This is a genomic window from Halobacterium jilantaiense, from assembly GCF_900110535.1.
In the GTDB taxonomy this organism is placed as follows: Archaea; Halobacteriota; Halobacteria; order Halobacteriales; family Halobacteriaceae; genus Halobacterium; species Halobacterium jilantaiense.
Genome location: NZ_FOJA01000001.1, coordinates 370,471 through 395,677 on the forward strand (window position 1 = coordinate 370,471; position 25,207 = coordinate 395,677).

The 25,207-nt window shown below is 62.8% G+C and carries 22 protein-coding genes; 10 read left to right on the top strand and 12 right to left on the bottom strand.

Going from position 1 to position 25,207, the window contains the following annotated elements:
- Position 1 precedes the first annotated feature (1 nt).
- The 6 genes from BMW35_RS02025 to BMW35_RS02050 all read right to left on the bottom strand — a co-directional run bounded on the left by BMW35_RS02025 (position 2) and on the right by BMW35_RS02050 (position 8,973).
- Positions 2-1,720, bottom strand: a complete 1,719-nt coding sequence (locus tag BMW35_RS02025; protein ID WP_177170756.1) for a sodium:solute symporter family transporter — start codon at positions 1,718-1,720, stop codon at positions 2-4.
- Positions 1,717-2,163, bottom strand: coding sequence for a DUF4212 domain-containing protein (locus BMW35_RS02030; RefSeq protein WP_089667574.1), 447 nt, complete (start codon positions 2,161-2,163; stop codon positions 1,717-1,719). Before BMW35_RS02030 ends, BMW35_RS02025 begins: the two co-directional genes overlap by 4 nt.
- A gap of 102 nt (positions 2,164-2,265) precedes the next feature.
- Positions 2,266-4,269: an acetate--CoA ligase gene (gene acs, locus BMW35_RS02035; protein WP_089667576.1), complete on the bottom strand. Its 2,004-nt coding sequence runs from the start codon at positions 4,267-4,269 to the stop codon at positions 2,266-2,268.
- A 205-nt stretch (positions 4,270-4,474) separates the two neighbouring features.
- On the bottom strand, positions 4,475-6,286 hold the full coding sequence (locus tag BMW35_RS02040; protein ID WP_089667578.1) for a bacterio-opsin activator domain-containing protein: 1,812 nt from the start codon (positions 6,284-6,286) through the stop codon (positions 4,475-4,477).
- Positions 6,287-6,409: 123 nt separating this feature from the next.
- Positions 6,410-8,374 carry an acetate--CoA ligase gene (gene acs / locus BMW35_RS02045; protein ID WP_089667580.1) on the bottom strand — a complete coding sequence of 655 codons (1,965 nt, stop codon included), beginning with the start codon at positions 8,372-8,374 and terminating at the stop codon, positions 6,410-6,412.
- 71 nt (positions 8,375-8,445) lie between these two features.
- On the bottom strand, positions 8,446-8,973 hold the full coding sequence (locus tag BMW35_RS02050) for a metal-dependent hydrolase (protein ID WP_089667582.1): 528 nt from the start codon (positions 8,971-8,973) through the stop codon (positions 8,446-8,448).
- A 592-nt stretch (positions 8,974-9,565) separates the two neighbouring features.
- On the opposite strand from BMW35_RS02050, the gene BMW35_RS15465 reads away from it, so the two are divergent.
- Entirely contained in the window at positions 9,566-9,832 is a 267-nt protein-coding gene (locus BMW35_RS15465) for a hypothetical protein (protein ID WP_177170757.1), read from the top strand.
- A gap of 239 nt (positions 9,833-10,071) precedes the next feature.
- Here BMW35_RS15465 and BMW35_RS02055 read toward each other — a convergent pair whose 3' ends face one another.
- Positions 10,072-10,602, bottom strand: coding sequence for an ArsR/SmtB family transcription factor (locus tag BMW35_RS02055; RefSeq protein ID WP_177170758.1), 531 nt, complete (start codon positions 10,600-10,602; stop codon positions 10,072-10,074).
- Positions 10,603-11,027: 425 nt separating this feature from the next.
- On the opposite strand from BMW35_RS02055, the gene BMW35_RS15230 reads away from it, so the two are divergent.
- The 3 genes from BMW35_RS15230 (at position 11,028) to BMW35_RS02070 (ending at position 14,014) form a co-directional block, all read left to right on the top strand.
- Positions 11,028-12,008: a hypothetical protein gene (locus BMW35_RS15230; RefSeq protein WP_143052129.1), complete on the top strand. Its 981-nt coding sequence runs from the start codon at positions 11,028-11,030 to the stop codon at positions 12,006-12,008.
- A gap of 226 nt (positions 12,009-12,234) precedes the next feature.
- Entirely contained in the window at positions 12,235-12,918 is a 684-nt protein-coding gene (locus tag BMW35_RS15805; protein WP_218138582.1) for a hypothetical protein, read from the top strand.
- Positions 12,919-13,105: 187 nt separating this feature from the next.
- The gene (locus BMW35_RS02070) at positions 13,106-14,014 is read left to right on the top strand and encodes an ABC transporter ATP-binding protein (protein WP_089667590.1); all 909 of its coding nucleotides are present in this window, start codon (positions 13,106-13,108) and stop codon (positions 14,012-14,014) included.
- Here BMW35_RS02070 and BMW35_RS02075 read toward each other — a convergent pair.
- Both BMW35_RS02075 and BMW35_RS02080 read right to left on the bottom strand, forming a co-directional pair.
- Positions 14,011-15,885 carry an ABC transporter permease gene (locus tag BMW35_RS02075; protein WP_089667592.1) on the bottom strand — a complete coding sequence of 625 codons (1,875 nt, stop codon included), beginning with the start codon at positions 15,883-15,885 and terminating at the stop codon, positions 14,011-14,013. The two genes, BMW35_RS02070 and BMW35_RS02075, sit on opposite strands and share 4 nt — an antisense overlap.
- Before the next feature lie 71 nt (positions 15,886-15,956).
- Positions 15,957-16,757: a helix-turn-helix transcriptional regulator gene (locus BMW35_RS02080; protein ID WP_089667594.1), complete on the bottom strand. Its 801-nt coding sequence runs from the start codon at positions 16,755-16,757 to the stop codon at positions 15,957-15,959.
- A 382-nt stretch (positions 16,758-17,139) separates the two neighbouring features.
- On the opposite strand from BMW35_RS02080, the gene BMW35_RS02085 reads away from it, so the two are divergent.
- The 5 genes from BMW35_RS02085 (at position 17,140) to BMW35_RS15235 (ending at position 20,416) form a co-directional block, all read left to right on the top strand.
- The gene (locus BMW35_RS02085; protein WP_089667596.1) at positions 17,140-17,622 is read left to right on the top strand and encodes a hypothetical protein; all 483 of its coding nucleotides are present in this window, start codon (positions 17,140-17,142) and stop codon (positions 17,620-17,622) included.
- Positions 17,623-17,626: 4 nt separating this feature from the next.
- Positions 17,627-18,031 carry a hypothetical protein gene (locus BMW35_RS02090; protein ID WP_218138583.1) on the top strand — a complete coding sequence of 135 codons (405 nt, stop codon included), beginning with the start codon at positions 17,627-17,629 and terminating at the stop codon, positions 18,029-18,031.
- 256 nt (positions 18,032-18,287) lie between these two features.
- Positions 18,288-19,073, top strand: coding sequence for a helix-turn-helix domain-containing protein (locus BMW35_RS02095; protein ID WP_089667598.1), 786 nt, complete (start codon positions 18,288-18,290; stop codon positions 19,071-19,073).
- A 372-nt stretch (positions 19,074-19,445) separates the two neighbouring features.
- Entirely contained in the window at positions 19,446-19,808 is a 363-nt protein-coding gene (locus BMW35_RS02100; RefSeq protein ID WP_089667601.1) for a hypothetical protein, read from the top strand.
- A 197-nt stretch (positions 19,809-20,005) separates the two neighbouring features.
- Positions 20,006-20,416, top strand: a complete 411-nt coding sequence (locus BMW35_RS15235; protein ID WP_143052130.1) for a hypothetical protein — start codon at positions 20,006-20,008, stop codon at positions 20,414-20,416.
- Between the two features lie 168 nt (positions 20,417-20,584).
- Here the strand turns inward: BMW35_RS15235 and BMW35_RS02105 are convergent, their stop codons facing one another.
- The 3 genes from BMW35_RS02105 to BMW35_RS02115 all read right to left on the bottom strand — a co-directional run bounded on the left by BMW35_RS02105 (position 20,585) and on the right by BMW35_RS02115 (position 24,473).
- The gene (locus tag BMW35_RS02105) at positions 20,585-21,835 is read right to left on the bottom strand and encodes an outer membrane protein assembly factor BamB family protein (protein WP_089667603.1); all 1,251 of its coding nucleotides are present in this window, start codon (positions 21,833-21,835) and stop codon (positions 20,585-20,587) included.
- A gap of 205 nt (positions 21,836-22,040) precedes the next feature.
- Positions 22,041-23,666, bottom strand: a complete 1,626-nt coding sequence (locus BMW35_RS02110; RefSeq protein ID WP_089667605.1) for a hypothetical protein — start codon at positions 23,664-23,666, stop codon at positions 22,041-22,043.
- A 462-nt stretch (positions 23,667-24,128) separates the two neighbouring features.
- Positions 24,129-24,473: a winged helix-turn-helix domain-containing protein gene (locus tag BMW35_RS02115; protein ID WP_089667607.1), complete on the bottom strand. Its 345-nt coding sequence runs from the start codon at positions 24,471-24,473 to the stop codon at positions 24,129-24,131.
- A gap of 154 nt (positions 24,474-24,627) precedes the next feature.
- Here BMW35_RS02115 and BMW35_RS02120 point away from each other — a divergent pair, with 154 nt between their 5' ends.
- On the top strand, positions 24,628-25,206 hold the full coding sequence (locus BMW35_RS02120; protein WP_089667609.1) for a response regulator transcription factor: 579 nt from the start codon (positions 24,628-24,630) through the stop codon (positions 25,204-25,206).
- Position 25,207 lies beyond the last annotated feature (1 nt).

Sequence of the window (25,207 nt, forward strand, 5' to 3'; positions counted from 1 at the left end):
GTCAGTCGTCTGCCGGGCTCGGACCGTCGTCACCGGTGATCGCCTCTTCCGCGGTCTGCTGCTGGCCCATCGGCTCGGGGCTGTGGCACTGCCGGACCATCTGCTTGGTCTTCTCCGGGGGTTCCGGAGTGGCGAGGGAGACGCCGATGGTGACCGCGAACACGAGCGGCACCGCGACGAGCGCCGACCCGATGGCGGGCACCCACTGCGCGAGCAGCGGCGAAATCACGCCGTCGCTGCCGGCGGCACCCGAGAGGATGCCGTACGACGGCACGACCTCGTTGATCATCGGAATCGTCCAGACGATCAGGCCGGTGGTCATGCCGGCGAGCGCGCCCTGGCGGTTCGTGTTCTCCCACCAGAGCCCGAGGAAGAACATCGGGAACAGCACGGCTCCGGCCAGCGAGAACGCGTAGGAGACGAGCGCCGCGATGGGCGCGGCGGGGTCGAGCGCGGCGAGCGTCGTGATGACCCCGAGCGCGACGATGCTGAGCCGACCGACGAGGACCTGCTGGCGCTGCGTCGCGTCCTCGTTGATGAGGTTCTTGTAGATGTCGTGGGAGATGGCCGACGACCCGGTGATGAACAGGCCGGCGGTGGTCGCGATGGCGGCCGCGATGCCGCCCGCCGCGACGAACCCGACGAACCACGTCGGGAGGTTCGAGAGCTGCGCGGCGAGCACGACGATGACGTCACCGGCCGCCGTCGTCATGCCGGGGTCGCCGTACACGGGCCCGATTTCGCTGGCGTAGAGGTCGGTGCCGAACGCGGCGAATGCGGGCGCACTGAAGTACAGCAGACAGATGAAGCCGAGCCCCCAGACCGTCGACCAGCGCGCCGTGCGCTCGTTCTCGACGGTGTAGAACCGGACGAGCACGTGCGGGAGTCCACAGGTCCCGACCACGAGCGAGAAGGCGGTGGCGATCCAGAGGTAGTAGCCGCCGTTCACGAACGGCTCGCTGAACTCGCGGCCGAGTTCGCTGAACAGCGCGCCGTACTCGATGTGGGGGAGCACGGTCGAGTAGCCGTTCGAGAAGCCGACGACGTAGAGGCCGGCGAGGAACGCGACGATGAGGATGACGTACTGGACGGCCATGTTCTTCGTCGCGCCGAGCATCCCGGAGAGGGTGAGGTAGCCGACCGTGATGGCCATCATCGCGACGACCATCGACTGGTAGCCCGACAGGCCGAGGAGGCCGAGGTCGCCGAAGATGTAGAGGCCGACCAGTCCCATGCCGCGGGCCTGCCCGATGGCGTACACGAACCCGATGAGGAAGGTCGTAATCGCGCCGATTGCGCGTGCGGTGTCGGAGTTGAAGCGGTCGCCGACGAAGTCCGGCGCGGTGTACTTCCCGAACCGCCGCATCTGGGCGGCCATGAAGATGAGGAGGATGAAGTACCCCGTCGACCAGCCGACGACGAAGGAGAGGCCGTAGAACCCGGAGGTGGCGATGAGCGCCGCCATCCCGAGGTAGCTCGCGGCGGACATCCAGTTCGCGCCGATGGCCATGCCGTTCTCGACGTTCCCGATGGAGCGCCCGGCGACCCACATGCCCTCGGTGTCGGCGACCTTGAACACGTAGCCGATGACGAGGAAGATGCCGAGCATCCCCGAGACGAGAATGGCTGGCAGCAGCTTGAACGAGACGTTCAGTCCTTCCGGGAGGATGCCGGCCTGCGCCGGAACAAGCCCGGCAGCCGCGGCGACGCCGGGGGTCACGCGCCGTCACCTCCGTGGGTGATGCCGTACTTCTCGTCGAGTTGGTCGCGCTTCCTGGCGTACCAGAACGCGAGAATCAGTGCGCCGCCCGGCGCGCCGATGGCGACCAGGAAGTAGTGCAGCGGGAAGCCGATGACGGGCATCGTCGCCGTCATCGCGTCGGGCGCGAGCATCGTCGCCGTCACCGGGACGAAGACGACGACCGCCCAGATGGCGAACCCCGTCCAGATGATGCGGAGGTGGTCGCGCATGAACGGCGTGCTCGGGTTCAAGAGGTTCACTTCCGAGCTGAGGTAGTCGGTGTCGGCGTGGGTCTGGCCGGCGCTCGCGACGCCGCCGTCAGACTTTAAGTCTGACGAGCCCCCGGTCGCTTCGCTCCCGGGGACGCCGTCGGCCGCAGCCGTCGGTTCGTCCGTCGAATCGTGCGTGTCGTTGTCTGTCATTGTCGTTGTCGTAGTCGAGCCGCGTACGTGTCGTTTTCTGTCACGGTTCTCGCGTCCCGCAGGGTTGTCTGCGTGTCTGTGACTGCCGAGAACGAGGAGCCGCTACTCCTCGCCGACCTTCGCCTGGATGTCCTCGACGACGTCCGGGTTGCGGAGCGTCGACGTGTCACCCAGCTCTTCGCCGTTCGCGATGTCCTCGAGGAGCCGCCGCATGATCTTCCCGGAGCGCGTCTTCGGCAACTCCGGCGAGAACACGACCGCCTCCGGCCGCGCGATGGGGCCGATTGCGTCCTCCACGCTCTCCACGATGCGGTCGCGGAGCTCGTCGGTGCCGTCCTGACCGTCCTCGGTGAGGACGTACGCGTAGACGGCTTCTCCTTTCACGTCGTGGTCGCCGCCGACGACGGCGGCCTCGGCGACGCCCGCCACGTCGACGATGGCGGACTCGATCTCCATCGTGCCGAGGCGGTGCCCAGAGACGTTCAGCACGTCGTCGACGCGCCCGAGCACCGTGATGTAGCCGTCGCCGTCGATTTTCGCGCCGTCCTCCGGGAAGTACACCCAGTCGTCGGGGTCGTCGCTGTCCGTGTCCGAGTACTCCGCCCAGTACTCGTTCACGAACCGCTCGTCGTTCTTGTACAGCGTCTGGAGCATCCCCGGCCACGGCTTGTCGACTGTGAGATAGCCGGCGCGGCCGGCCTCGACCTCCTCGCCGGACACGTCGACGACGCGTGCGTCGACGCCGGGCAGCGGCCGGCCCGCCGACCCGGGCTTCATCGTGGAGACGCCGGGCAGTCCGGTGACCATCATGCCGCCGGTCTCGGTCTGCCACCACGTGTCCACGATGGGCGCGGACTCGTCGCCGATGTGCTGGTAGTACCACTTCCAGGCGCGCGGATTGATGGGCTCGCCGACCGTCCCCAGCAAGCGCAGGCTGGAGAGGTCGTGCGCCTCGGGGTACTCCGTGCCCCACTTCATGAACGCGCGAATCGCCGTGGGCGCGGTGTAGAGTTGCGTGGCCTCGTACTCCTCGACGATCTCCCAGAGCCGGTCCTTCTCGGGGTGGTCCGGCGTGCCCTCGTACATCATCGTCGTCGTACCGAGCGCCAGCGGCCCGTAGACGATGTAGGAGTGGCCGGTAATCCAGCCGATGTCGGCCGAGCAGAAGTACGTGTCCTCGGGCTTGATGTCCAGGACCGCCTGACTCGTCCAGGCCGCCCAGGAGAGGTACCCGCCCGTGGAGTGTTTCACGCCCTTCGGCTCGCCGGTCGTCCCCGACGTGTACATCAGGAACAGCATGTCCGTCGCGTCGCGCTCGACCGGCTCGACCGTCGCGCCCTCGTGGTCGGCGACGAGGTCGTCGTAGTCGTGGCGGCCCTCGGGCAGGTCGTGCCCGAAGCTGTCGCCGTTCTTCCCGAGTCGGTCGACGACGACCACGTCGCTGACATCGTGGTCGACGCCGCCGAGACCCTCGTCGGCCTTCTCGTAGTGGTCGAGGGGATCACCGCGCCGGTAGTAGCCGTCGCAGGTCACGAGGTACTCCGAGTCCGCGGCGTTCATCCGGGTCGCGAGCGCGTCCGCGGAGAACCCCGCGAACACGACCGAGTGCGGCGCACCGATGCGGGCGCACGCCAGCATGGCAATGGGGAGCTCGGGTACCATCGGCATGTACATCGTGACGACGTCGTCCTCGCCGACGCCCATGTCCCGGAGCGCGGCCGCGAACTCGTTGACCTCTCGGTGGAGCTCCTCGTAGGTGAACGTCCGGTCGTCCTCGTCGACCGGCTCGCCGACCCACTCGATGGCGGCCTCGTCGCCGCGCTCGTCGAGGTGTCGGTCGAGGCAGTTCGCGCTCGCGTTCAGGCTGCCGCCCTCGAACCACTCGTAGAACGGCGGGTTCGAGTCGTCGAGCACCTGGTCGTACTCCGAGGACCAGTCCAGCAGGTCCGCCGCCCCCGTCCAGCACTCGGGCCAGTTCTGCTCGAACTCCTCGTAGATGCCGGAGTCCGAGACGTTGGCCTGGTCGACGAACTCCGCTGGCGGGTCGAACTCGTCCTGTTCCTCCAGTCTGGCCTCCAGTTCGGTGGATTCGGCCTCGTCTGTCATTGTCCAGTTCGATACACCCCGAGAACCGTGTTAAGAACGGGCGCTAATTATGCCAACCAGACGCACGCGGCCCGGCGGCACCGCGACGACAGCTGGTAACCACCGAATCCGGAGACGGCGCGGCGTCTCCGCCGCCGACGCGCCGAGAGACGGCGTCCAGCAAACGTCGCCGAGAGGGGAACGCCGCGGCCGACTCCCTAGATAGTTAGTCTCTGTCGTCCCACGGGGATTCGGCAGCCCGACCGGCCGCGTCGTCGTCGACGAACTCCGAGAGCAGCTTCTGCTGGGCGCGCCGCAGGTGGTTGTGCAGCGTTGGCGACGTGACGCCGATGGCGTCCGCGAGCTCCTCGGCGGTCGACCCGCGCGGCCACTCGAAGTACCCCGCGTGGAACGCCGCCCGCAGGACGGCGGCCTGCTTGTCCGTCAGGGACTCGTGGAGAGACGCGCGGAACGCGGTCGAAGTCTGGCCGGCGCGCTCGCGCTCGCGCTTCGACGCGAATTCGACGCCGGGGAACTCGGCGGCGAGGTCGTCAGCGAGCGCGCGCACGTCCGCCTCCGGAGACACCTCGGCGACGACGCGCTCCCCGGACGGGTCCGCCGAGAGGTCCCGGACGGTCGCGCCGTGGGCGGCGAGTTCGGTCGCGAGGTCGCCGCCCGACAGCACGAGTTCGACCAGCGCCTCGTCGCCGTGGTCGCGGACCAGCCGGGAGTCCACGACCGCGTCGCGTTCCCCTGCCCACGACAGCACGGCGTCGGGGGTCGCGCCGTCGAGAGTGACGAAGAACACGAGCGAGCGGTCCTCGCCGGGGACGACGCCCTCGAACGAGAACGAGCAGCCGTGTTCGGCCGCGGCGCGCGCGAACAGCGACGCCCCACCGACCTCGAAGGCGACCTCGACGACGGTGTCCGCGAGCAGGAGGCGGCGCTGCTCCGCGAGCGCGATGGCCTGCCCGACGTGCCGCCCGAGGTCCGCCAGCAGGGCGCGCTCGCGCTCTCCGAAGCCCTCGGCGGCCGCGCCGACGCCGAGCACGCCCCGCTGCGTGTCGCCGTCCGACAGCGGAACGACAGCGGCCGCCCGGTAGCCGGCTGCGCTCACGTGCTCCCGGAGCCCCTCGAACTCGGGGGCCGCGCGGGCGTCCTCCACCACGCGCGGTTCGCCGGTGTCCACGACGGCGGCGACGGCCTCTGCGCCGCCCTCGCCGAGGGCCGGCGGCTGGTCGCCAGAGGCCACCACGTCGGGGGAGTCGGCGGCCGGTCGCGCGACCCACGCCGCCTCGTAGGCGTCGCCGTCGACGAGCGCGTCACAGACCGCCGTCTCGATGTCCTCGCGCGTCGCGGTCTCCCCCAGCACGTCGGTCACGGTGTGCACGGCGTCGAAGACGTCACCGAAGCGCGAGCCGTCCGGTTCCGTCGCTCTCGACGGCTGTTCGGGCGCGGGCTCCGTTCCGCTGAACGCCGCGGCGACGGCGTCCCGGCCGAGTGTCGTCGGGTCGACGTAGGGGTCGAGGCTGGCGAGCCGCGACCAGCCGCCGACGGCCGCCACGACGCGGGGGTCGACGCCCTCGTCGGCGAGCAGCCGCCGCGCGAAGAACGCGCGGAGCGTGCGGGTCGAAACCGCCCGCAGCCGAGGGGTGTCGGTCCGGTCGGCGGCGCGGTCGGCGACGTCCGAGACGAGCATCTGGACGCGGCGCGCCGACACGTCGACGAGCCGGTCGTCGGCCGTCAGGTCGGCCGTCCGCGCGTACTGCCGGAGGTCGTGTTCGACGTCCGGCGGCAGGTAGGCATGGCGGTCGACGCCCTCCTCGGCGTCCGGCACGGCGAGGAAGTGGTGGTCGACGCCGTCGCGCTCGTGGCTCGCGGCGTCGCCCGGTCGCACCCGAGCCACCTCCGCGGGTGTGAGTCCGACTTCGGCGGCGAGCCGGAGCACGAGCTCCTCGCGGTGAGTCTCGGTCGCGCGCCGCAGCCGACGGTAGTCCGCGGCCGACAGCTCGGTCTGGTCGTCGCCTCGCGCAGTCACGTTTCGCGGTAGTTTCTAGCCCCGAACAATCAAAATTGTGTTTGCAGGCCCGAGACAGGCCTATTCCAGTCGCGCCGTACCGATTTCCGGCAAATAGTTTCGAGTTCGCCGTAGTTTCCGAAACTACTGCCGGAGGCCGTCGAGCGCCGACTCCAGTTCCCCCACGACCTCGGGGTTTCGGAGCGCGCTCGTGTCGCCCAAGTCGTCGTCGTGTGTGACGGCTTCCAGCAGGCGTCGCATCACTTTCCCGGAGCGCGTCTTCGGGAGGTCCGGCGTGAACACCACCACGTCCGGGGCCGCGATGCCACCGATTGCGTCCTCGACGGCGTCGTTGACCGCCGCCCGGAGCCGCTCCTCGTCGACGCCGCCCGCCGCGCTGACGTACGCGTAGACGGCTTCGCCCTTCGTGTCGTCGGGGCCGCTGACCACTGCGGCCTCCGCGACGCCCTCCACGTCCGCGAGCACGCTCTCGATTTCCATCGTCCCGAAGCGGTGGCCGGCGACGTTCACCACGTCGTCCACGCGCCCGAGCAGCGTGACGTAGCCGTCCTCGTCGACGGTCGCGCCGTCCTCCGTGAAGTACGCCCAGTCGAAGCGCTCTAGCGACGGCCGGACGGGGCCGTGGTCGGCGAACCAGCCCTCGTTCTCGGCCATCGACAGCGGCATCCCCGGCCACGGCCGCGTGAGCACGAGATAGCCCGACTCACCGGGTTCCACGGGCTCGCCGTCGGCGTCCACGACTTCGGCCCCGACGCCCGGGAGCCTTCGGCCCGCCGACCCGGGCTTCATGTCGTCGACGCCCGGCAGCGTCGACACCATCATGCCGCCGGTCTCGGTCTGCCACCACGTGTCCACGACGGGGCACTCGCCGTCCCCGATGTGGTCGTGGTACCACTTCCAGGCGCGCGGATTGATCGGCTCGCCGACCGTTCCCAGCAAGCGCAGACTCGAGAGGTCGTGCGCCTCGGGGTGTTCCTCGCCCCACTTCATGAACGCCCGCACCGCCGTCGGGGCCGTGTAGAACACGTCGACTGCGTTGCGCTCGATGAGGTCCCAGACGCGGTCCTTCTCGGGGTGGTCCGGCGTGCCCTCGTACAGCATCGTGGTCGCGCCGAGCGCGAGCGGCCCGTAGACGGTGTACGTGTGGCCCGTAATCCAGCCGATGTCCGCCGAACACCAGTGCGTGTCCTCCGGCCGCAAATCGAGGACAGCGTGGCTCGTCCACGCCGCGTGCGCGAGGTAGCCGCCGGTCGTGTGCCGCACGCCAGTCGGCTCGCCAGTCGTCCCCGACGTGTAGATGAGGAACAACTGGTCGCTCGCCGCCCGGGGGACGGGCTCCACGTCTGCGCCCCTGTGCTCGGTGACCAGGTCGTCGTAGTCGTGTTCGCCCTCTCCGAGCGGCGTCTCGCCCCCGAGGCGATCGACGACCACCGTCGCCTCGACGTCGCCGTCGCGCTCGATGGCGGCGTTGTCGGCCTTGTTCTTCTGGTGGATGGGTGCCCCGCGGCGATAGTAGCCGTCGCAGGTCACGAGGTACTCCGAGTCCGCGGCGTCCATCCGCGTCGCGAGCGCGTCCGCGGAGAACCCCGCGAACACCACGGAGTGGGGCGCGCCGATACGGGCACACGCCAGCATCGCTATCGGGAGCTCTGGCACGACTGGGAGGTAGAGTGTCACCACGTCGTCCTCCTCGACACCTAGGTCGCGGAGGGCGGCCGCGAACTCGTTGACTTCCCGGTGGAGGTCGAGATAGGAGTACGTCCGCGACTCCCCCAGTCGGCCTTCCCACTGGAGCGCGACCTGATTCTTCCGCTCGTCGAGGTGTCGGTCGAGACAGTTCGCGCTCGCGTTCAGGCTGCCGCCCTCGAACCACCGGAACGGCGGCCCGCCGCCGCCCAGCACTCGGTCGTAGTCGCTGTCCCAGTCGAGGAGGTCGGCCGCGCGCGCCCAGCACTCGGGCCAGTCAGCGTCGAAGGCCTCCCTGACGTCCGGTTCGGCGACGTTCGCCTGCTCGACGAACGACGCCGGCGGGGACACGCGCTCGTCGCTGAGCGCCCCCCGTGCGCCGTCGCGCTCGTCGTCCGGCATTCGACTCCCAACTCGGCGCGGAACGCGAATAAACGTTCGGCCTGCGCCGACGCTCGGGGGCTCTATCTCCCTCAGTCCGTCCGCCCGACAGCCCCAGCCGCCGGCCGCCGCGTCCGCCACTCGCGAACGAGGAATATCCCGGCAGCGAACGCGAAGAGCCCGACTTCCAGCGCGGTCTCGCCGGTCAGCGAGAGCGTCCGGAAGTACGCGAGGATGCCGTGGTCGCCCGCCGGCTCCGGGAGCGCGAGCAGCGGCCACGCGAGGAACGTCACGTCGCCGACCGCTCCCTCGGCCAGCGGGTAGACCACGTCACCGAGGATGTGCGCCGCCCACCCGACGAGCAGCGGTACCCCCACGCTGACCGACCGCAGGACCGCAAGCACGACGGCGGCCGCAGCGAGCACGAGCAGCGAGTGCGCCGCGGCGCGCCCATAGGGCATGACTTCGAACGTCCACGCCAGCGGCTTGTCCACGAGGTCGGGGAGCTGCGTGCCCACCGCGAGCGCGGCGAGCGCCGCGTAGTCGTCGTCGAGGTCCACCCTCGTCAGAAGCGGGAGCGCGAGCAGGTAGCCGAGACCGAGGTGTCCCCAGGGCCACATCGTCTGCAAGGACGCAAACCGCGAGCAAAACCAGTTCGGTTCGGAATCGGTCCACGGACCCGTAGATGCTTGCACCGCCGACAGATACCGCGCTGGCGGAGTCCCGTCCACATGCAGAGGCCAACACCAGATTCGGACAGTACTGCGGCCAGCAGCGACACCGAAACGCGACGCCACCGCGTCGGGCAGAACGCCCCAGTTCGTCCCTGCCCCTCCGTCGAGATAACGGGTCGTAGAACTACTGCCGGTAGACTTACCCGACCCGCGTTCGACGTCCGCAGCAACACCCACATGGTCCCGCATGGGTAATCGGCTTCGGCCCCAGAAGCAGCACGTGTGACGGAACCAGCCCTCAAATCGTTGAACAGCCAAGCGACATGGCACGAACTACCAGCGCCCGCAATCGATGAACCGTCGAACGTTCCTCAGAGCGGCGGCCGCCAGTGGCGTCACTGCCACGGCTGGCTGCCTCGGTTTCGGGACCCCTCCATCTCCGATTCGGGACCAGTCAATCGACGTACTCGACCGCGGCTGCGAAGAACGACAGCACACCGCGTCACTCGACTACGATGATACCGAGAATCGTCTCCAGATGACTGGCACGCTGTCCGGAACGCAGCGATGCGGGGATCTCTCGGTCGAATCAAACTACTTCGAGGAATCGAAGCACGTGGTTGTCGATGTAACTCCAGTTGATACGGTAAGCTGTCCCAATTGCACCCGATACTACCAATACGAGGCAGCGGTGTCGTTCCGGGAACGACCGTCGTCGATTTATCTGGCCCACTGGGAATCCTACGACCAACTCGGGGACTGGTGGTCGATGGGCGTGAACGCCACCAATAGTGACACGGCGTGAGTGCCACGGAAGTCACGCGTAGTCGGTAGAAGCTGAATAGGGGCCGGCCGCGATTGCGAACCGGATCTGATGTTCTCCGTCGTTCACGAACAGGCTGATATTAGCGTTCTCGTCTGCCCCCGTTCGAGGACAACATCGAGGACCTCAGAGATCCCGGATGCCATATCGTACTCGTGATAGTGTATAGAAAAAACGCTGAGGCACTTCAAAGCAGATTTGACATTCACAAAGTAAAATCTTCACCTCCTTGACGAAACAAAAGCCACGTAAGCGAGAACAACCAAGAGACCCACGACAAACACGCAGAGGCCCGGATATTGGAAGAACAGCTCAGTCAGCGAACGCTGCTCACCATACCCACCTGCTCCAACCTGCTGCCAATCGGACGCTGGCTCCGCGAAGACGGCAACAGCGTACTCGACGAGCAAGCTGAAGAACGAGATGACACCAAGGATACTGAGAGCATTCTTGATCCGGGATCGGATACGCGACGTACGCTCTTCAGCAGCGAAGCTCAGAATCAGTGGGCTGTTCGTTGGACCGTAGACGTCCATGTCTTTCCCTCGTTTGGATACCCATGTGTCAACAGGCTCAACGAGACCTGCATCCTCCAGTTTGTTCAGATGATAGTGTGTATTCTGAAGTGACGTGTCCGTAACCTCCCGTAATTCGGACGGTGTCTGTGGGTCCTGCTGGATCGCCGTGTAGATTTTGAGCGTCGTCTCGTCGCCTAGTGTCTCGAACAGTGAGATTGCATCCTTCTCGTTCATATCGACGATTCGGAGTGGCTCATTACGACCGAGTGGGCGGTCGTTTTGTGCGAGGTCACGGGGTGAAGCCATTCTCGTGTACTGGATTATGTCATGCTCACCTCACTTATCACAACCGCACGATCTCATTGCCAGTTTCTCAGCGAGCCCACACTAAAAATCGCAATGTGAACGGTGTAGCAAGACTCCACATTTAATCAACTAGTTTTAAAAATAATTGTCGGCCTTCAGGTACTCACTAGATAATGTAAGTACAATATATTGGCACTACGAAAACGAACATGTCGTCCAACGGCGGGAACGATAGTACAGAGACGCTTACTGTGTCTCGTCGAGGAGTAATCGCGAGTGTCGGTACTGCACTCACTCTCTCTGCAACCCCGGCTGTCGCCAAGAGAGATGACACCACGGAAATTCCATACGTCGTGACAGATGACGAGGTGCTCAAGCACAAAAAGGTCCCTCAGCCGTGGCTGGAGCATACCCGACACGTTCTCCACGCGAGAGCCGATCTCGAGGACCCGGTCGAGCCAACGTCCGGTAGTCAGTCAGTTGGTGTCGCTCGGTCGTCGGAAACGTACGGCGGCAAGCCTGGACTCAAAATTCAGGTAGCAACTGACGCTCGCGCCCAATCTGTCGTGCCGTCGGATGTCAGAGGTGTCGAAGTCGAGGCCGTGGAAAAAGAGGACTGGCGGACGGCCTGCTACTACGATACTCCGGATAACATTACTGGCGGTCTCCCCATCGAAGCTCGGTGGGAAGAGGGTGGCCAGTCGTACACTGGTTGGGGGACTGCGGGCTTGCCTGTAAAAGACAGTAATGGGAATGAACGACTACTCACGGCTGATCATCTCTGGGAGAACAAACCCTGTCAGTCCAGTGAAGGTGAGGAAGCCACACAGTACACGCAGGACTTCGGGAAGGTGGCAGAATCACAGGCCGAACCGGATTTTGCTCTCGTAGAGAAAACGAATAGCTCTTTGAGCCTATCGGATGGAATCCACGAAGAGAATCGCACGCTATCTGTCTCTGGATGGTTCCCGGAAGAGGCCATTAGTGAACTCGTCTCTGAGGGGAAATCCGTTCACAAAATGGGAGTCACGACTGGGAAGACGACGGGAACGATTGACGCGATGAACCAGTCACTCGGGAACGGTTGTGGCAACCTCGAGAATCGGGGAGTGGTCGTCAACGGCATCGAAGTTGGCGAGGGAGATTCAGGTGGTCCGATGTACCGCATCGAGGACGTCCTCGGGACCAAACACGCCGTTCTCGTCGGCCACACAACTCACGCGACGAACATCAATGATACCGCGTCCTGTATCGGAGAGGACCGTGATATCGGCCGGAAGGCGGCTGGCCACGCTTGGTTCCACAAGAACAATGAGTACGACATCACCATCTGAGCATAATTACTATCTGAATACAGAACGGTAATCGGAACCATCAGACTGATTTCTTCTGGGATTTCACGGGCTGGTTTCGTTCAGAGGAGTTCAGTTGTTCAGGACATCGGAGTTTGTTCGTGTAGTGACCGTAGACCCACCCTGTGTGCAATATTTCACTAGATAATGGTATTGGATTATGACTTGTGTGGGTAGATGTGTTCGGGCAACCGAACACGAGATAGATATGACAGGGAAGCGTCCCAATCGACAGAGCGAGCAGCCGAAGAGCAGCCGGAGAAGTGCCCTGAAAGTCGGCGGTGTCGCACTCGCATCCCTCGCCGGAATCGGTGGTGCGGGCGCGAGCTCGGCACTCGCCGGCGACGATGTCGATACCGACTTCGACCCCGACACTCGTGACGAAGTTGTTGGGTTCCTCAACGACGTCGACGGACTCTCCGAACAGAAGCAGAACCGGTACGCGAAAGAACTGTCCAAGGCCCAGAAAGAGGCGATCGCGGACCTCTATATGAACGCCAACGTGGAGATCACCATGCACTCTGAACCGCGTGACCTCCAGGCCACGAACAGTTACACGACTGCGACCGAAGCCATCGAAGCGAAAGGGAAAGTTGCAGGCTTCGGCACGGTCTACGTTCACAAGCAGGTTCTCAGTTGGGACTACAACGGGGACGACTACAAAGACCCCTCTCAGGATCTCGAGTACTCGCTTCCTGGTCCGTACGCGACGTTTCAGGGGAAGACCGAAGACGACATCGACGAGAATTCCTCTTCGTTCGTCGGATCTCTGTCCGCCGAGTACGCCTTCAAGCTCTTCGGAATCGAGCGTGGTGGCGAGGCCACGATTGTCACCGAAGGGAAGGAGAATGGCGACTACGAAGTGATAGAGAAAGACGCGCCGACCAGCTGACTGCACCGGAGTCCACGAACACCCCCGTCTTGTTTTTAGTCCGAGCTGTTTCTGTGGTGGTGTCCGCTACTTGTAGCCCACTAAACGGCAAATATTTTACATTCATCCGCCATATCGAGAATATGGTCCTCCAAGCAGACCGCCCACACCCGATTCGTGGTCTCGACACCCCGCAGGAGGGACTGCAATGACTGCGATTCAGATGGCCGAGGTCACCAAACGCTACGGTGGCGAGCCAGCCGTCGTGGACCTCGACCTCACAGTCGACGACGGCATCGTCTACGGGTTCCTCGGGCCAAACGGTGCGGGAAAGTCCACCACCATCGACATGCTGATGAACTACACACGCCCGTCCACGGGCAGTATTACCGTTCTCGGACTGGACGCCCAAGAAGACGCCAGCCGCATTCACGCTCGAACCGGCATCCTGCCTGACCGATTCGGCGTCTATCGCACCCTCACCGGACGCGAACACGTCAAATACGTCCTCGACGCTAACGACGCCATCGGAGACCCTGAAGCAGTCCTCGACCGCGTCGGCCTCGGAGACGCAATCGACCAGCGTGCCGGCGGTTACTCGAAGGGCATGGAACAACGACTCGGGCTCGCAATGGCAATCGCCGGCGAGCCCGAGCTTCTCGTTCTCGACGAACCGTTCTCCGGCCTCGACCCGTACGGCGTCCGACTGGTCAGGGAAGTCGTCGAGGAGGAACGTGACCGGGGCGCGACTGTCTTCTTCTCCAGTCACGTCCTCGACCAAGTCGAACGGGTCTGTGACCAAGTTGGCTTGCTCGCCGACGGCCACCTGATTGCCGAAGGCACGCCGACGGAACTCCGTGACATAGCAGGTGTCCAGACCCGCCTCCGCATCGAAACGACCGACCACGACCCGGCGGTAGACGGTATCCGCGACCTCGACGGCGTCACGGATGTCACTTATCAGGGCGGCGAACTCGTGGTCACGTGTCCACGAACTGCCGGCAACGAAATCCTGCGGCAACTGGAAGACGCAGGGGTCGGCATCCAGTCGTTCGACATCGACCACGGAACGACTGAGGATGCGTTCGTCGAACTGGCCGACGCCCGAGCGGATTAATCGATGCTTCGGCTGCGATAGATAACGACGGCGACCGCGAACGGAACGAGTACCCAGAGGAGTAATTCGACAAGGGCGACGGACGGATGCAGGTACCAGACCGGCACGTCGGAGCCATACTCTAATTGTACGACTACCTGATTCGAGAAGTGATTCGGCTGGAGGTTACTGATAACTGCGGTGGCGGGAGCTGCGGAGTTCGGAACGTCGATAATCGCATTCGTCACGACGTTCGAGAGCTGGAACGGTGCGAGCCACCGGACGACCATGTAGAGGGGATTGCTCGGCGGGGAGAACCCAGAGACACTCGCTCCCGACATCGCTCCGTAAAGCGTGTTCGAGAGTTGGAGCCACGTGACGTGGACTGCGGTGAAGACGAGAACCGCGAATCCGGCGACCGCTTGACTCCGCAGTATCGTTGACAGCGACACGCCGATTCCAGCAATCACGGCGACGAACAGGACGGTGTACGAGAGGAAGGCAGCGAGTGTACCGAGGGGAACGACGCCGTACTGTGGGATTGCGACGAGGCAGGTGAGCACGACCGCGAGAACCATCGGAACAGCGAATGCGACCGCCCGGCCGAGAGTGAAGCCAACGAGGGTTTCCATGCGTGAGGTCGCGGTGCCGGCGGTGAACCGAATCGCGCCCGTGTCTCTGTCGTGAATCACAGCCCGGAACGTCCCGAAGAGCACACTGATTCCACCGATGAACGCCAGCGGTGTCTGAAGGACGGCCAGCGGAACGCGGGAGCCGAGCGCCTGCCGGACGTACGTGGGCTGTGAGAGACTGAGGAACGCGGCGACGAATACGAGCGCGCCGGCCACCCAGACGAGCGGACTGCGGGCGAGCCGATGAAATTCGCGACGGGCGAGTGGCTGCCACGAGCCGGGCAGCGACTCGGCGACGCGACCGCATCCGGGCAGCCAACCGGAAGTTCGTCCACCGAGTCGGGGCAGCGATGGCACGGCGTCGACGAGGCGACGGAACGGTTCGGACCGACTTCGAGGGGCGAGGTCTCCCCGCTGGAATAGCGCAGTCCCGGCGACGAGTGCGAGCGCTGGCCACGCTAGTAGGAATCCCAACGCCCACCACGGGGAAATCGGCGGGGGCGTCGGGGCGAACTCCCCGGACTCACGTAGCGCGTCGGCGACCTGTGTGATGGCTCCATCAGCGCCAATCGGGACACTGAACAGCCAGTTTGTGAGGACTTGGAAGGCGCTTACAGGTGAGAGCCAGCCTGCTATCGCGAACGCCCTGGGGTGCGTGAGGTCGGTCCCAAGAGTACTACCAGTCGCGAACTGCCACAGAACGGGGAGCGTAATGCCATTCCAGAGGGTGAACGCAATGGTCACCACGGTCCCGAGAATGACTGCGCGGGTCGTCGACGAGCTGGCGGCCGAAAGCGCGACGATTAGTCCGGTCCACGCGAACACGTACGCCGCTGTGAGTGCGAGAAATCCGAGGGACAACAGCGGAGAAAAGTGGCCGTACTGGAACGTATCGTACCCAACTACGAGTACGACAGCTACCAAGACTGGCGCGAGGAGTGCCATCCCGCGTCCGAGAACCATCCCCAGGACCAGGCGGGGGCGGGTCGTCTTGGTGCCGAGGAGGATTCGAGCGGTCCCGGATTCGCGTTCCCGAGTGATTGACCGAACGTTGATGATGGCAGCAGCGAAGGGAACGACGAATGCGACTGCGGGCTGTGCGTGAATCAGCGGCATCGCGTTACCGATGATTCGTGTGCCTGCTGGGTCTGGTTGAGTCGTTAGTCGACTGAAAGCGATGACACACAGGGCGACGAGCCACGGGCCTTTCCCGCGCAGATGCCGCCGGCATTCAGTTCGTGCGATTGTCGTGGAGGGCATGTGTGGGATTCTGCTTGCGGGCGTCTGGTTCGGGGACTGTCTTCGCAGACCGGCTGCAATTCGAGCGCGAGTCAGGGACTGTGCCGTTCGAGCTGTCTTTCGTGGTCTGTCCGTTTCACTGGCGACGCTTCCGATTTAATTTTCGATATTTTGTTTTCCGCCCACTGGACGGCCTGGGAATCGGTGTTCCGGATGACTGTGGACAAGTGATTCGAACCGGAGTACAGTGCGATATAGAGAATGGTGTCATCGACGAGAAAGAGACAGTAGTTCGGGAGGCGCTCCGCTGTATAGATTGTGTTACCTGATTCGATGCAGTCCAGAGTTCGGTCCTGTTGATTTTCCAGGAGAACGTCCAGGATATCGGTGTTAACGACTAACTCAGTGTCGGCGACGTCTCTGGCGCCATATTCGATGATTCGGTCGATATACGGCGGGAGGACGACTCGCGTAACCCCGACGAGTTCGTCACAGCTCGAAACGTCCTCGTACATCGGCTCAATTCGCGTATACGGAGCGTGTTCTGGCGGTTCGAGGACAGTTCCGCCCTGAAACACGACTTCGTCTAAATCGGCGTCCCGTGGCAACGACAACAACTCACCTCTCGTGTCTTCGAGCGTAGCGAAAGACTCCGCTAACCCCGAATATAGGTCGTATGCCACTCGCCCGGTGTAGGTCGGTTTACAGACGCCACTCTCTCGATGGACGAGCCCGTGGCTCTCGAGCTCTCGAATCGCACGGTCCACTGTCGGACGCGATTTCGACACGCTCTCGACTAACGCTCGCTTTTCAGGGGAATCCTCACAGACCAACTGCAGGACCTCGAATCGTTTGTATACGACCTCGACTAGCTCTTCAGCCCCGCTAGACATAGTTTGTAGTTCAAAACAGAATCAAATGAAGCGTGTGTAAGCTCAAATCGCGATTTGAACGTCCCACCGGCCTACCGACTCTGGAGCCACACGAACGCGACGCGTCCGAGACTCACAACGAGAGCAGCCACAAAGAGACTGGGTCCGGGATTCTGAACTAACACCTCCGTAATCCGAACGCCCCGGCTGGGGTCTCCCGCGACTACGTCGCGGTCTTCGATACGATCAACAACAACCCTGACTCGTGGAAGGACGACGATGTCATCGACGCGACTGGGAACGCTCTCTAAAGACGGACTACTACAACAAGGGCTTCCTGAAGGAAATCTTCTGAGGAAGCACCGCCCGAAAACTTTTATCAGACCAAAATCATTTCCTCCCTATGAGTAGTCCCGCCGCAACCGGCCGCAGAAGTATCGACGGAGCAATTACTGGATTTGCCATCATCGGCAGCCTCCTAGCGGTCGTGAGGGGGCTGCGAATCCTCAAAATGGGGAATCTGGACTTCGTTATCGCGATAGGCTTCCCTGCCGTAATCGCGACACTCGCGTACCTCCACTACAACCGGGACGAAGAACCCGCCATCACTGTCGCCCTCGGAATCTGGGGCGTTGTCGCCGGTGCGATTGCCCTGTTCGGCACTTTCTTCGTTGTCATGGATAACCCAGCTACCGTTTCGGACGCCCCGCTGAGCTCGTCGCTGTTCGCGAGCACGATTACTAACTTCGTGCTCGGTGTGGTTACGCTCTCTGGGCTGTACGCCGCCGCTGGGTCGTATAACTCCCGCGCGGCCGTACTGTTAGCTCCAGTGACACAGTTCATCGCATTCAGCCTCTCTGCCCTGCTCGTCCCTATCATCACGTAGACCGATGAGTGACAGACAACCACCAACTTTTGTTCGACGAACAGTACTCGCCGGTGCGGCTACCGGACTGCTCGGAGGAATCGCCGGCTGTCTCTCCGCGTCCCCCGAAGGCTCACCCGACTTGGTACTCATCAATCACAACGAGAATCCAGTCACAGCCACCGTCTCCGTGACCAACAGCAACGGAGAGACTCTCACCTCCACGGAGCTTGAAGTCCCAGTCGTCGAACGGAACACGGAACCAAATGCGTCGATCGACGACGTCTTCGAGAGCGATGGTCAGTACACCGTCTCCGTCGATGTCACAGATGGGCCTTCAGCTACCGAAGAACTGGACGTGACAGGGACGGACGATGACTCGGATAGCCACTCGATAGAACTCGACGGTGGCGAGATTACGTTCTCATAGCAGCAGGCAGAATTACTCAATGCGGACGCCAAGGGTAGCTTCGACCGAAGCGTCTCGGAGTACGTCACGCGCGAGGGACTGCATCTGAATCCGGACTGACCACGGCACTTGGCAGGTCTCTCGGTTGAGACAGCTACTGAACACGGTAGCTGGCTCGGACTGGCCTCACCGGTCTGTTTAGTTTACCCAACGGGACCGCCGGTAGTTGGTACATACCAACCGAACCTATAGGAGTCCAGTTCCTAATCAGTCCCGTATGCGGGAGTTCGTCTTCACAATCGAATACGAGAGGGGAGTCGACGAGGTCATGGACCTGTTCATGGAAAATCCAGAGCTCCATGCCAGAACGACAGCGGTTCACGCGACGAGTGAATCGATGTGGCGTCTCGACCACGTTACTGGTTCGAAAGAAGTTCTCGAAGCCTTCGACGACTTGCTCGGTCGCGTCACCCGCGATAACCAAACCACCGGGATGTGTGGGTCGCCCCTCGTAGAGTGGGACTACGAAATCCTCTCGAGTTCACAGACCCACCGCCTCGTCTATACGTCTCAGAAGGAGGGGACCGGCGTCCACTCGATTCCCCACGTCGCTGCAAAACACATCGGTGACGGATTGCTGATGCAAGCGGAACGCCGCGGAAATCAGTATCAGTGGCGGCTGCTCATGGACGACGAGGAGACGGTGGGAGCCATCTACGACGAGGTCGAGCGCGGGCTCTGTGACGGGCTCTCCATCAACGTTCAGCGGTTGAGTGAACCGGAGTGTGGGATTGACAACGGGGTCCGCGAGGACGAACTGCCGCCCAAGCAACAGGCCGCCCTCGAAGCCGCAGCCGAGCACGGCTACTACGAGACGCCACGACGCAACTCTCTCCAGTCGATCGCAGACATGATTGACGTTCCGACGTCGACCCTCCAGTACCGCATCACGCGCGCCGAAGCGTGGCTCGCGACGGAGTTCGTCTCGGGTTCGCTCGGTGCCCAACCAGATGATCAGCGCGAACCAGAAGACATCCCACTCGAATCAGAAGGTGCGGCCTGAAGCAACCTAGCTGATATGTGACGACGAGATGCAGTCAGACGCCAGTTGATGCCGTCTGAGGCGTCCACTATGTGCCAACACGGTGAGTGGATCGGTCCCGAGACAGGGAGAGGTGGTAATTGAGAATGAGATTGATTGTGGTCCAGAGTAGCGAGTAGACGACAGTCTCGAACGCGAACACAGACGGTACGTGGGCTGTGATATACCCGAACTAGAGGTGAGAGCAGGCGAGTACGGAGTGTCCGTACTGGGGCGATCTCGTCAGTTGGTACATGCCAAGAACGAATCTTTGCTCGTGCAGTCACTACGATGCAGTGAGGAAAGATGTCTCAGAGCGGAAACTCGCTTTCCTCGACGACTACAACCCCAAATATGTCACAGGCACAATTCCAGTATGAGGTTCAGGACAACGTCGTGATATGGGACCTTTCGGATTGGACGGGAGACCCCGACGAGATCGCAGATATCAAAGAGCAGTGGGTACGGGCTGCAAACAAGTCCCACATCACTGCGACCGTCACGAAGATCGGTGGCAGTCTTGACCTCGGGAGCGACACACAGTCACACATTGCAGAGATCTGGACAGACCTCGCCGAGGGGGCGTCGCTCGAAAAGAGCGCCGTCGTCTCGGACAGAATCAAAGCGATGGCAGTTCAGTCCAACCTCGACACCGGCGACTTCGAGACCGGACACTTCGAGACGGTCGACGAGGCAGTCGACTGGGCACAGGACTGAGCTGACCACGTATCGGCGGCGGTAGGCAATACACCAGTTTCAAGCAGAATCTAGAGAACCACTCTGCGACGGTGTTCTGTACTGCTTCGCTGGCAGAGCCACAGCGAGCGTGAAGCGTACTAGAGTCGATACAACCCGCTTGTTGAACGCTCACTCACGGCCCAATTTTAACACGCTACACGTCCCACTCCTACCAAATGAACGCACAAAACGCAACTCGATATCGGAGTGTTCGAGTCACTTCCTATATCTTGGCGGACTGTGTACTCTTCGTCACCGCACTTGTTAGTGGTCTCCTCAATGGAGTTCCACTCCCCAACGTGGCCCCAATCCCAGTTCAGGTGGACCTCTCGATTGTTGCGTTTGTCGTTCTCCCGATTGCCCTCACTCTCTCCGCGATCGCACGCGCAGCCACACGAGCACCGACAGACATCGTTCTTGGGGCTCTCGCAGTGCCATGCCTGCTTGCCGGTCTCTTCGCACTCTACCAGCACGTTCTCGCGACTCCCGGTATCTACTGGGGTGGGTTGCTAACACTCGTCGCTGGTACGATACTGGCGTTTGCTGTCCTCGCAGACGCTGTCATCGAATATCTGGTTACCACTTGAGCGGCCCTACCCGACCACGATATACTGCCCGAATCAGGTGGACTGGATTGGGCGTCCACGACGCGGAGAATAATCAGAGTGTGATGGAACTCTCTGCCGGTGTAGAATGCACTAGCAGGGCGTCAAAGCGGCTGTAGTGTATCCCACAGAAGAGAGGAGAACGCTCCTCTAGGGGGTGACTGTGTACATGAGAGCACCACTGCCTTTGGTGCTTCGAGCGGTGAAGAAAATCTGGTCCGACCCGATCGCAAGTGGGGATGAAATCGACTTTCTCGGTGTTGTGACTGCTGTTGTCGTCCGGTCGGAACGCGACACTTGGGAAATTTCCACCGCTGCACAAACCAGGACCGAATTTTCCGTGACAACTGGTTGTTTCGATGATCCAAATGCTTCCGCAGACCACCGCCGTTCGCCTGTCTGTAAATCCAGCACGTGCAGTCCGATGTTCGACACAGGGAGGAATACACGGCCAGCATCAGTATCAACCGCAGGAGGAGCATTAGCATCACCAGCAGGAGGAGCATTAGCATCACCAGCAGGAGGAGCACTAGCATCACTATCAGTCGAATACTGCCACTCCTGTTCTCCGGTCTCTATATCGAAGGCGTGCAGCACGCCGGTCACAACGTCGGTATGGAGAACCAAGCCACTTGCTGCGACTGGTTGACTAACAGCTGACGTTGTGTTGTTTGTCCAGTCGATTTCACCTGAGCTGGTATCGATGGCAACCAAGCCAGATTCGTCGTTGGACGACCGGGCGGCAACCACTTTGCTTCCGAGGGTTGCTAGTCCGAAGACGACACCGAGCTCAGGAGACGACCACTGTTTATCACCCGTGTATGCGTCCAAGGCGACAAGATTCTGCCCTGACCCGGTACTGACGATGATACTGTCTTCAACTTTCAGGTGTGTCTTGTAAAACCCACTACCGCCGACTGACTGTTCCCAGTGGAGTTCACCCGAATTTACGTCCAGTGCAGCGGTCGTTCCGCTCCCAGAGAAGATGGCTGTCTGGCCATAGACAGATGGCGTCGTGTAGCTAACGTGGTCTGAATTCTGCCAGTTTTCGTCTCCTGTTTCGGGGTCGATCCCGAAGACCCCACCCGACCCGTCGCCATCGCTTGTTCGGGATATGAGGAGGTTCTGACCTGCGAGGATTGGTGCGTCAGTACGGTCGGCGTTTCCTGCGGTGCAGAGCTGTTGACTCTGGAAGTCTGTTTCAGGAAACTGTATGTCAGCGAATGCCGTATTTGCCGGGTTCTGGCTTAACATCGGCCAAACCGAGTCAGTAGTGCCAAATTCGGGTTCCGATAGCGTTGCTGTGTCTGTCTCGTTACCGAAACGAGCACAGCCTGCAAGGGTGGTTATCCCACCTGCGGCGACACCAAGCAGCTCTCTGCGTGATAGTTGGAGGGGCATTATACAATCATGAAACCAAACGACGAAAAGAACTTTATGCCGGATACTGTTCAGACGGACCAGTAGCCGGTTCCGTACTCGCTTTCTTCGTGGTAGCCGTTCTCACCGATAATGGGGGGTATTGTCCGGGTTCCGCCACTAGCCAGTATTGTCGGTGGAATAGCGCCGATTTAGGGAGTCTCTGCGAGCCTCGATGCACCGGTGCTCACTCGGGCCCCTGCCACCGAGCGACGACGCCGGTAGCGTCGTCGACTGTCGCGTAGACGGTCACCTCGTCGCCGTCCGGGCTCACTGCCGTCTCGAGCGTGGTGCCGGTTTCGACGGGGCTGTCGCTGGCCAGCGACCCTGTGCGGTCGGTGAAGACACCCGGTGCGTTCTGTGGCCGTGCGACGAGCGTCTCGGCACTGACGTCTGCGACGACCTCGACAGTCAGTGAGCCGTACTCACCGGAATTGGGCGATTCGTAGCTGAACGACAGGGCGTCTGTCGGAACCGCCCGGCTGGCTGCCGTCTCGGACAGTTCGTCGGTCGGAACGGACTGTGACGTGAGTTCCCCTGCGGCCCCGTCGTCGTCGACCACGGAGACGGTCACCGAGTCTCCGTTGGGGTCGACCTGAACGGCGACACTGTCCCCGGTCCCGATGGGGCGGTCCTGCGGCTGAATCTCAGTGTAGCCGCCCGACGCAGCGTCGACCCGGAGCGCCGCAGCGTCGGTCTCTTCGGTGACTGACACCCAGAGCTCGCCGAACTGCTGTTCACCGGGCGGTTCGTACTGGAAGGCCAGCGCGTCCGGAGAGACCAGTTCAGCAGCGTCCTCCTGCGAGAGCGCCCCAGATTCGGAACGCTGGCCGTTCGTCAGCCCCAGGCGCTGAAGCGTGTACGTGCCGTCCACCGTGATTCGGCCGTCGGTTGCACTGACAGACACCGAGTCTTCGACGGCTGCCGTCCCGAAGCGCGACTCGATCGTGTCCCGTCTGTCCTCGGTGCGGTCGTCGGCACTGAGCGCGAACTGCGAGGAGACGGTGTCCCCGCTGTCGCCGAAGGCGAGTGACGCGAGGCTGTCCTCGCCCGCACGCGGCTCGAAGTGGAGCTCGCCATCGAACGTCTCTCTGACACCGAGCGAACGGTCGCTGCGCGCCCCGATTTCACCGACCACGAGGTCACCAGCGCCCGCGAGTTCGAATAACTGCGCGAGGGTCTCGTCGGCCTCGAAGAAGCCAGCGTCTCGTCCGTTCCGACCAGTGATCAGCGCCTGGACGCGGTTGGCGTCTGGACCGACAACGACCGCCTCAGGTGAGACGGCGACCACCGGCGGGTCGTCGTCGAACGAATCCGGAATCTCGGCGGGCTCGTACTGGTCGTAGCCCTGCACCTGGTCGGTCTGCTCGTAGGCGATACCCCACGTCTGGTCTGTGGGTTCGACCAACCGTTCGTCGAGGGTATCGGTGGCGAACGCCCCCTCAGCGACGATTGTCCGGTCGAGTACAGTCACCTCACTGACCGTCGATTCTGATTCGGTCTCGGAGGAGATCGCAGACGTGAGCCCGGCGAACGAGAGCTGGAGCTGGCCGAGACCGATCACTGCCTGATTCAGTCGCAGCGGGTACGTGACCAGCGGGTCTTCGAGTGACTCGTCGAGCGCTGCATCGGACCCGATGGTCGGGACGGCGTCGAGGTCGGCGTACGCGAACAACAAGTCGTCGGCGGCGGTCCTCAGCCACTCGCCGTACGGGAGGTCAGTCGCCGGGTCGAACGACGCTGTCGTGGCGTTATCGGTTGTGCTGTCGCCGTCGGTGTCCTCACGGCCGAGACAGCCGGCCGCTGCTGCCATCGCAGCACCGACACCGAGTACGAACCGGCGTCGACTCTGGTTGGGTTGCGTCTCGCCACTGTCGCTGGTCGAACGCGGAGACGTGTCTGGGGAGCCGGTCACACGAGAGGGTAGGGTATGCTGGATAACAAGCTCCCGAGCGTGGTTTCAGACCCAGCAACAGCGACGGACACAGCTTGTCAGGGTTCTCTCGGCCGCGTCGAGCGTGGGAGTATCACTCGCCGGTAGACGAGGAGGAACGTCGTCGGGGGAAGATTGAATCGCGTCGAGGACAAGTCCCGGGTAGTGTCGATAGACGACCTCAGCGCCGAACAGAAAGACATCGTAACGCAGTATCTCTTCTGGACCGCGGTCGCGGTCGTCGCGGGGTACGTGATGCTCGTCGTCCTCTAATCGGTGGACACCGAGGCCGAGGTGACCCAGCCGGGTCGACGAGAAGACTCGGCCAGAAGAACACCGCCGCTACCCGTCGACCGTCGCTTCGAGTTCCCCGTCGTCGACCGTGACCGAGACGCTGTTCACAGTCGCTTCGTAGCGATTTCGGTGGTTGCCGTCCTCGGCGACAGTGAGTTCGGCTGTGGCGAGTCCGGCATCGACGAGCGTGTTGAGGCGACGGTACACGGTCGCGCGGGAGACGTCGAGTTCCTCGGCAATCGACTGCCCGCACTTGGGTGCGGCAGCGATGGCTTCGAGCGTCTGGCGCGTGTGTTCGTCGCCGAAGAGGTCGAGGAGCTCCTCGGTCGACGGGTCTGGTTGGGTGGCCTGCGTCTCCTGACTCGGACCGCGCAGCGTAGCGTGAGTCGACATACTACGTTGGACGGCGGAGATCGAGTTGGGTTCTGCTGCCAGCTATCCAGACTGCGGAACGCAGCGCACTCTAGTTATGCAGACGGCCCCTGTGAGGAAAAGCCAACCAGTTATAGTCACAGAGAGTCGACAGTACGACAACAGCCCTGCCAGCATGACGGACTCCGAATCCTCCGCGGACGTGCGCGCTCTCGTCGTCGACGACGAGAAAGAAGTGGCCGACGCGTACGCGCTCCGCCTCCGTGGGTTCTGCTCGTTCGAGACCGCGTACGACGGCAGAGACGCCCTCGCCGTCGTCGAGGACGAAACGATAGACGTCGTGTTGCTGGACCGTCGCATGCCGGGGTTGTCGGGCGACGAGGTGCTCGCCGAACTCGACGACCGCGACTACCGGGGTCGCGTCATCATGGTCACCGCGATCGACCCGGAGCTCGACGTCCTGGAACTGCCGTTCGACGACTACCTCTGCAAGCCGGTCGACCAGGAAGACCTCCGGGACGCAGTCGACCAGCAGCGGCGCGTGCTCGCGTACGACCTGCTCGGCGAGTACTTCAGCGCGCAATCGAAACGCGAGGTCATCGAAGCCGAACTGCCGCCGGAGACACGCACGAACCACGAAGGCTACCAGTCGGTGTCGACACGCGCGGACACGCTGCGAGAACGCGTGGGCCGACTCCTCAACGACACCAGTGCGCTCGACGCGTTCGAGAGTATCGACCGCGGCAAACTCTGAA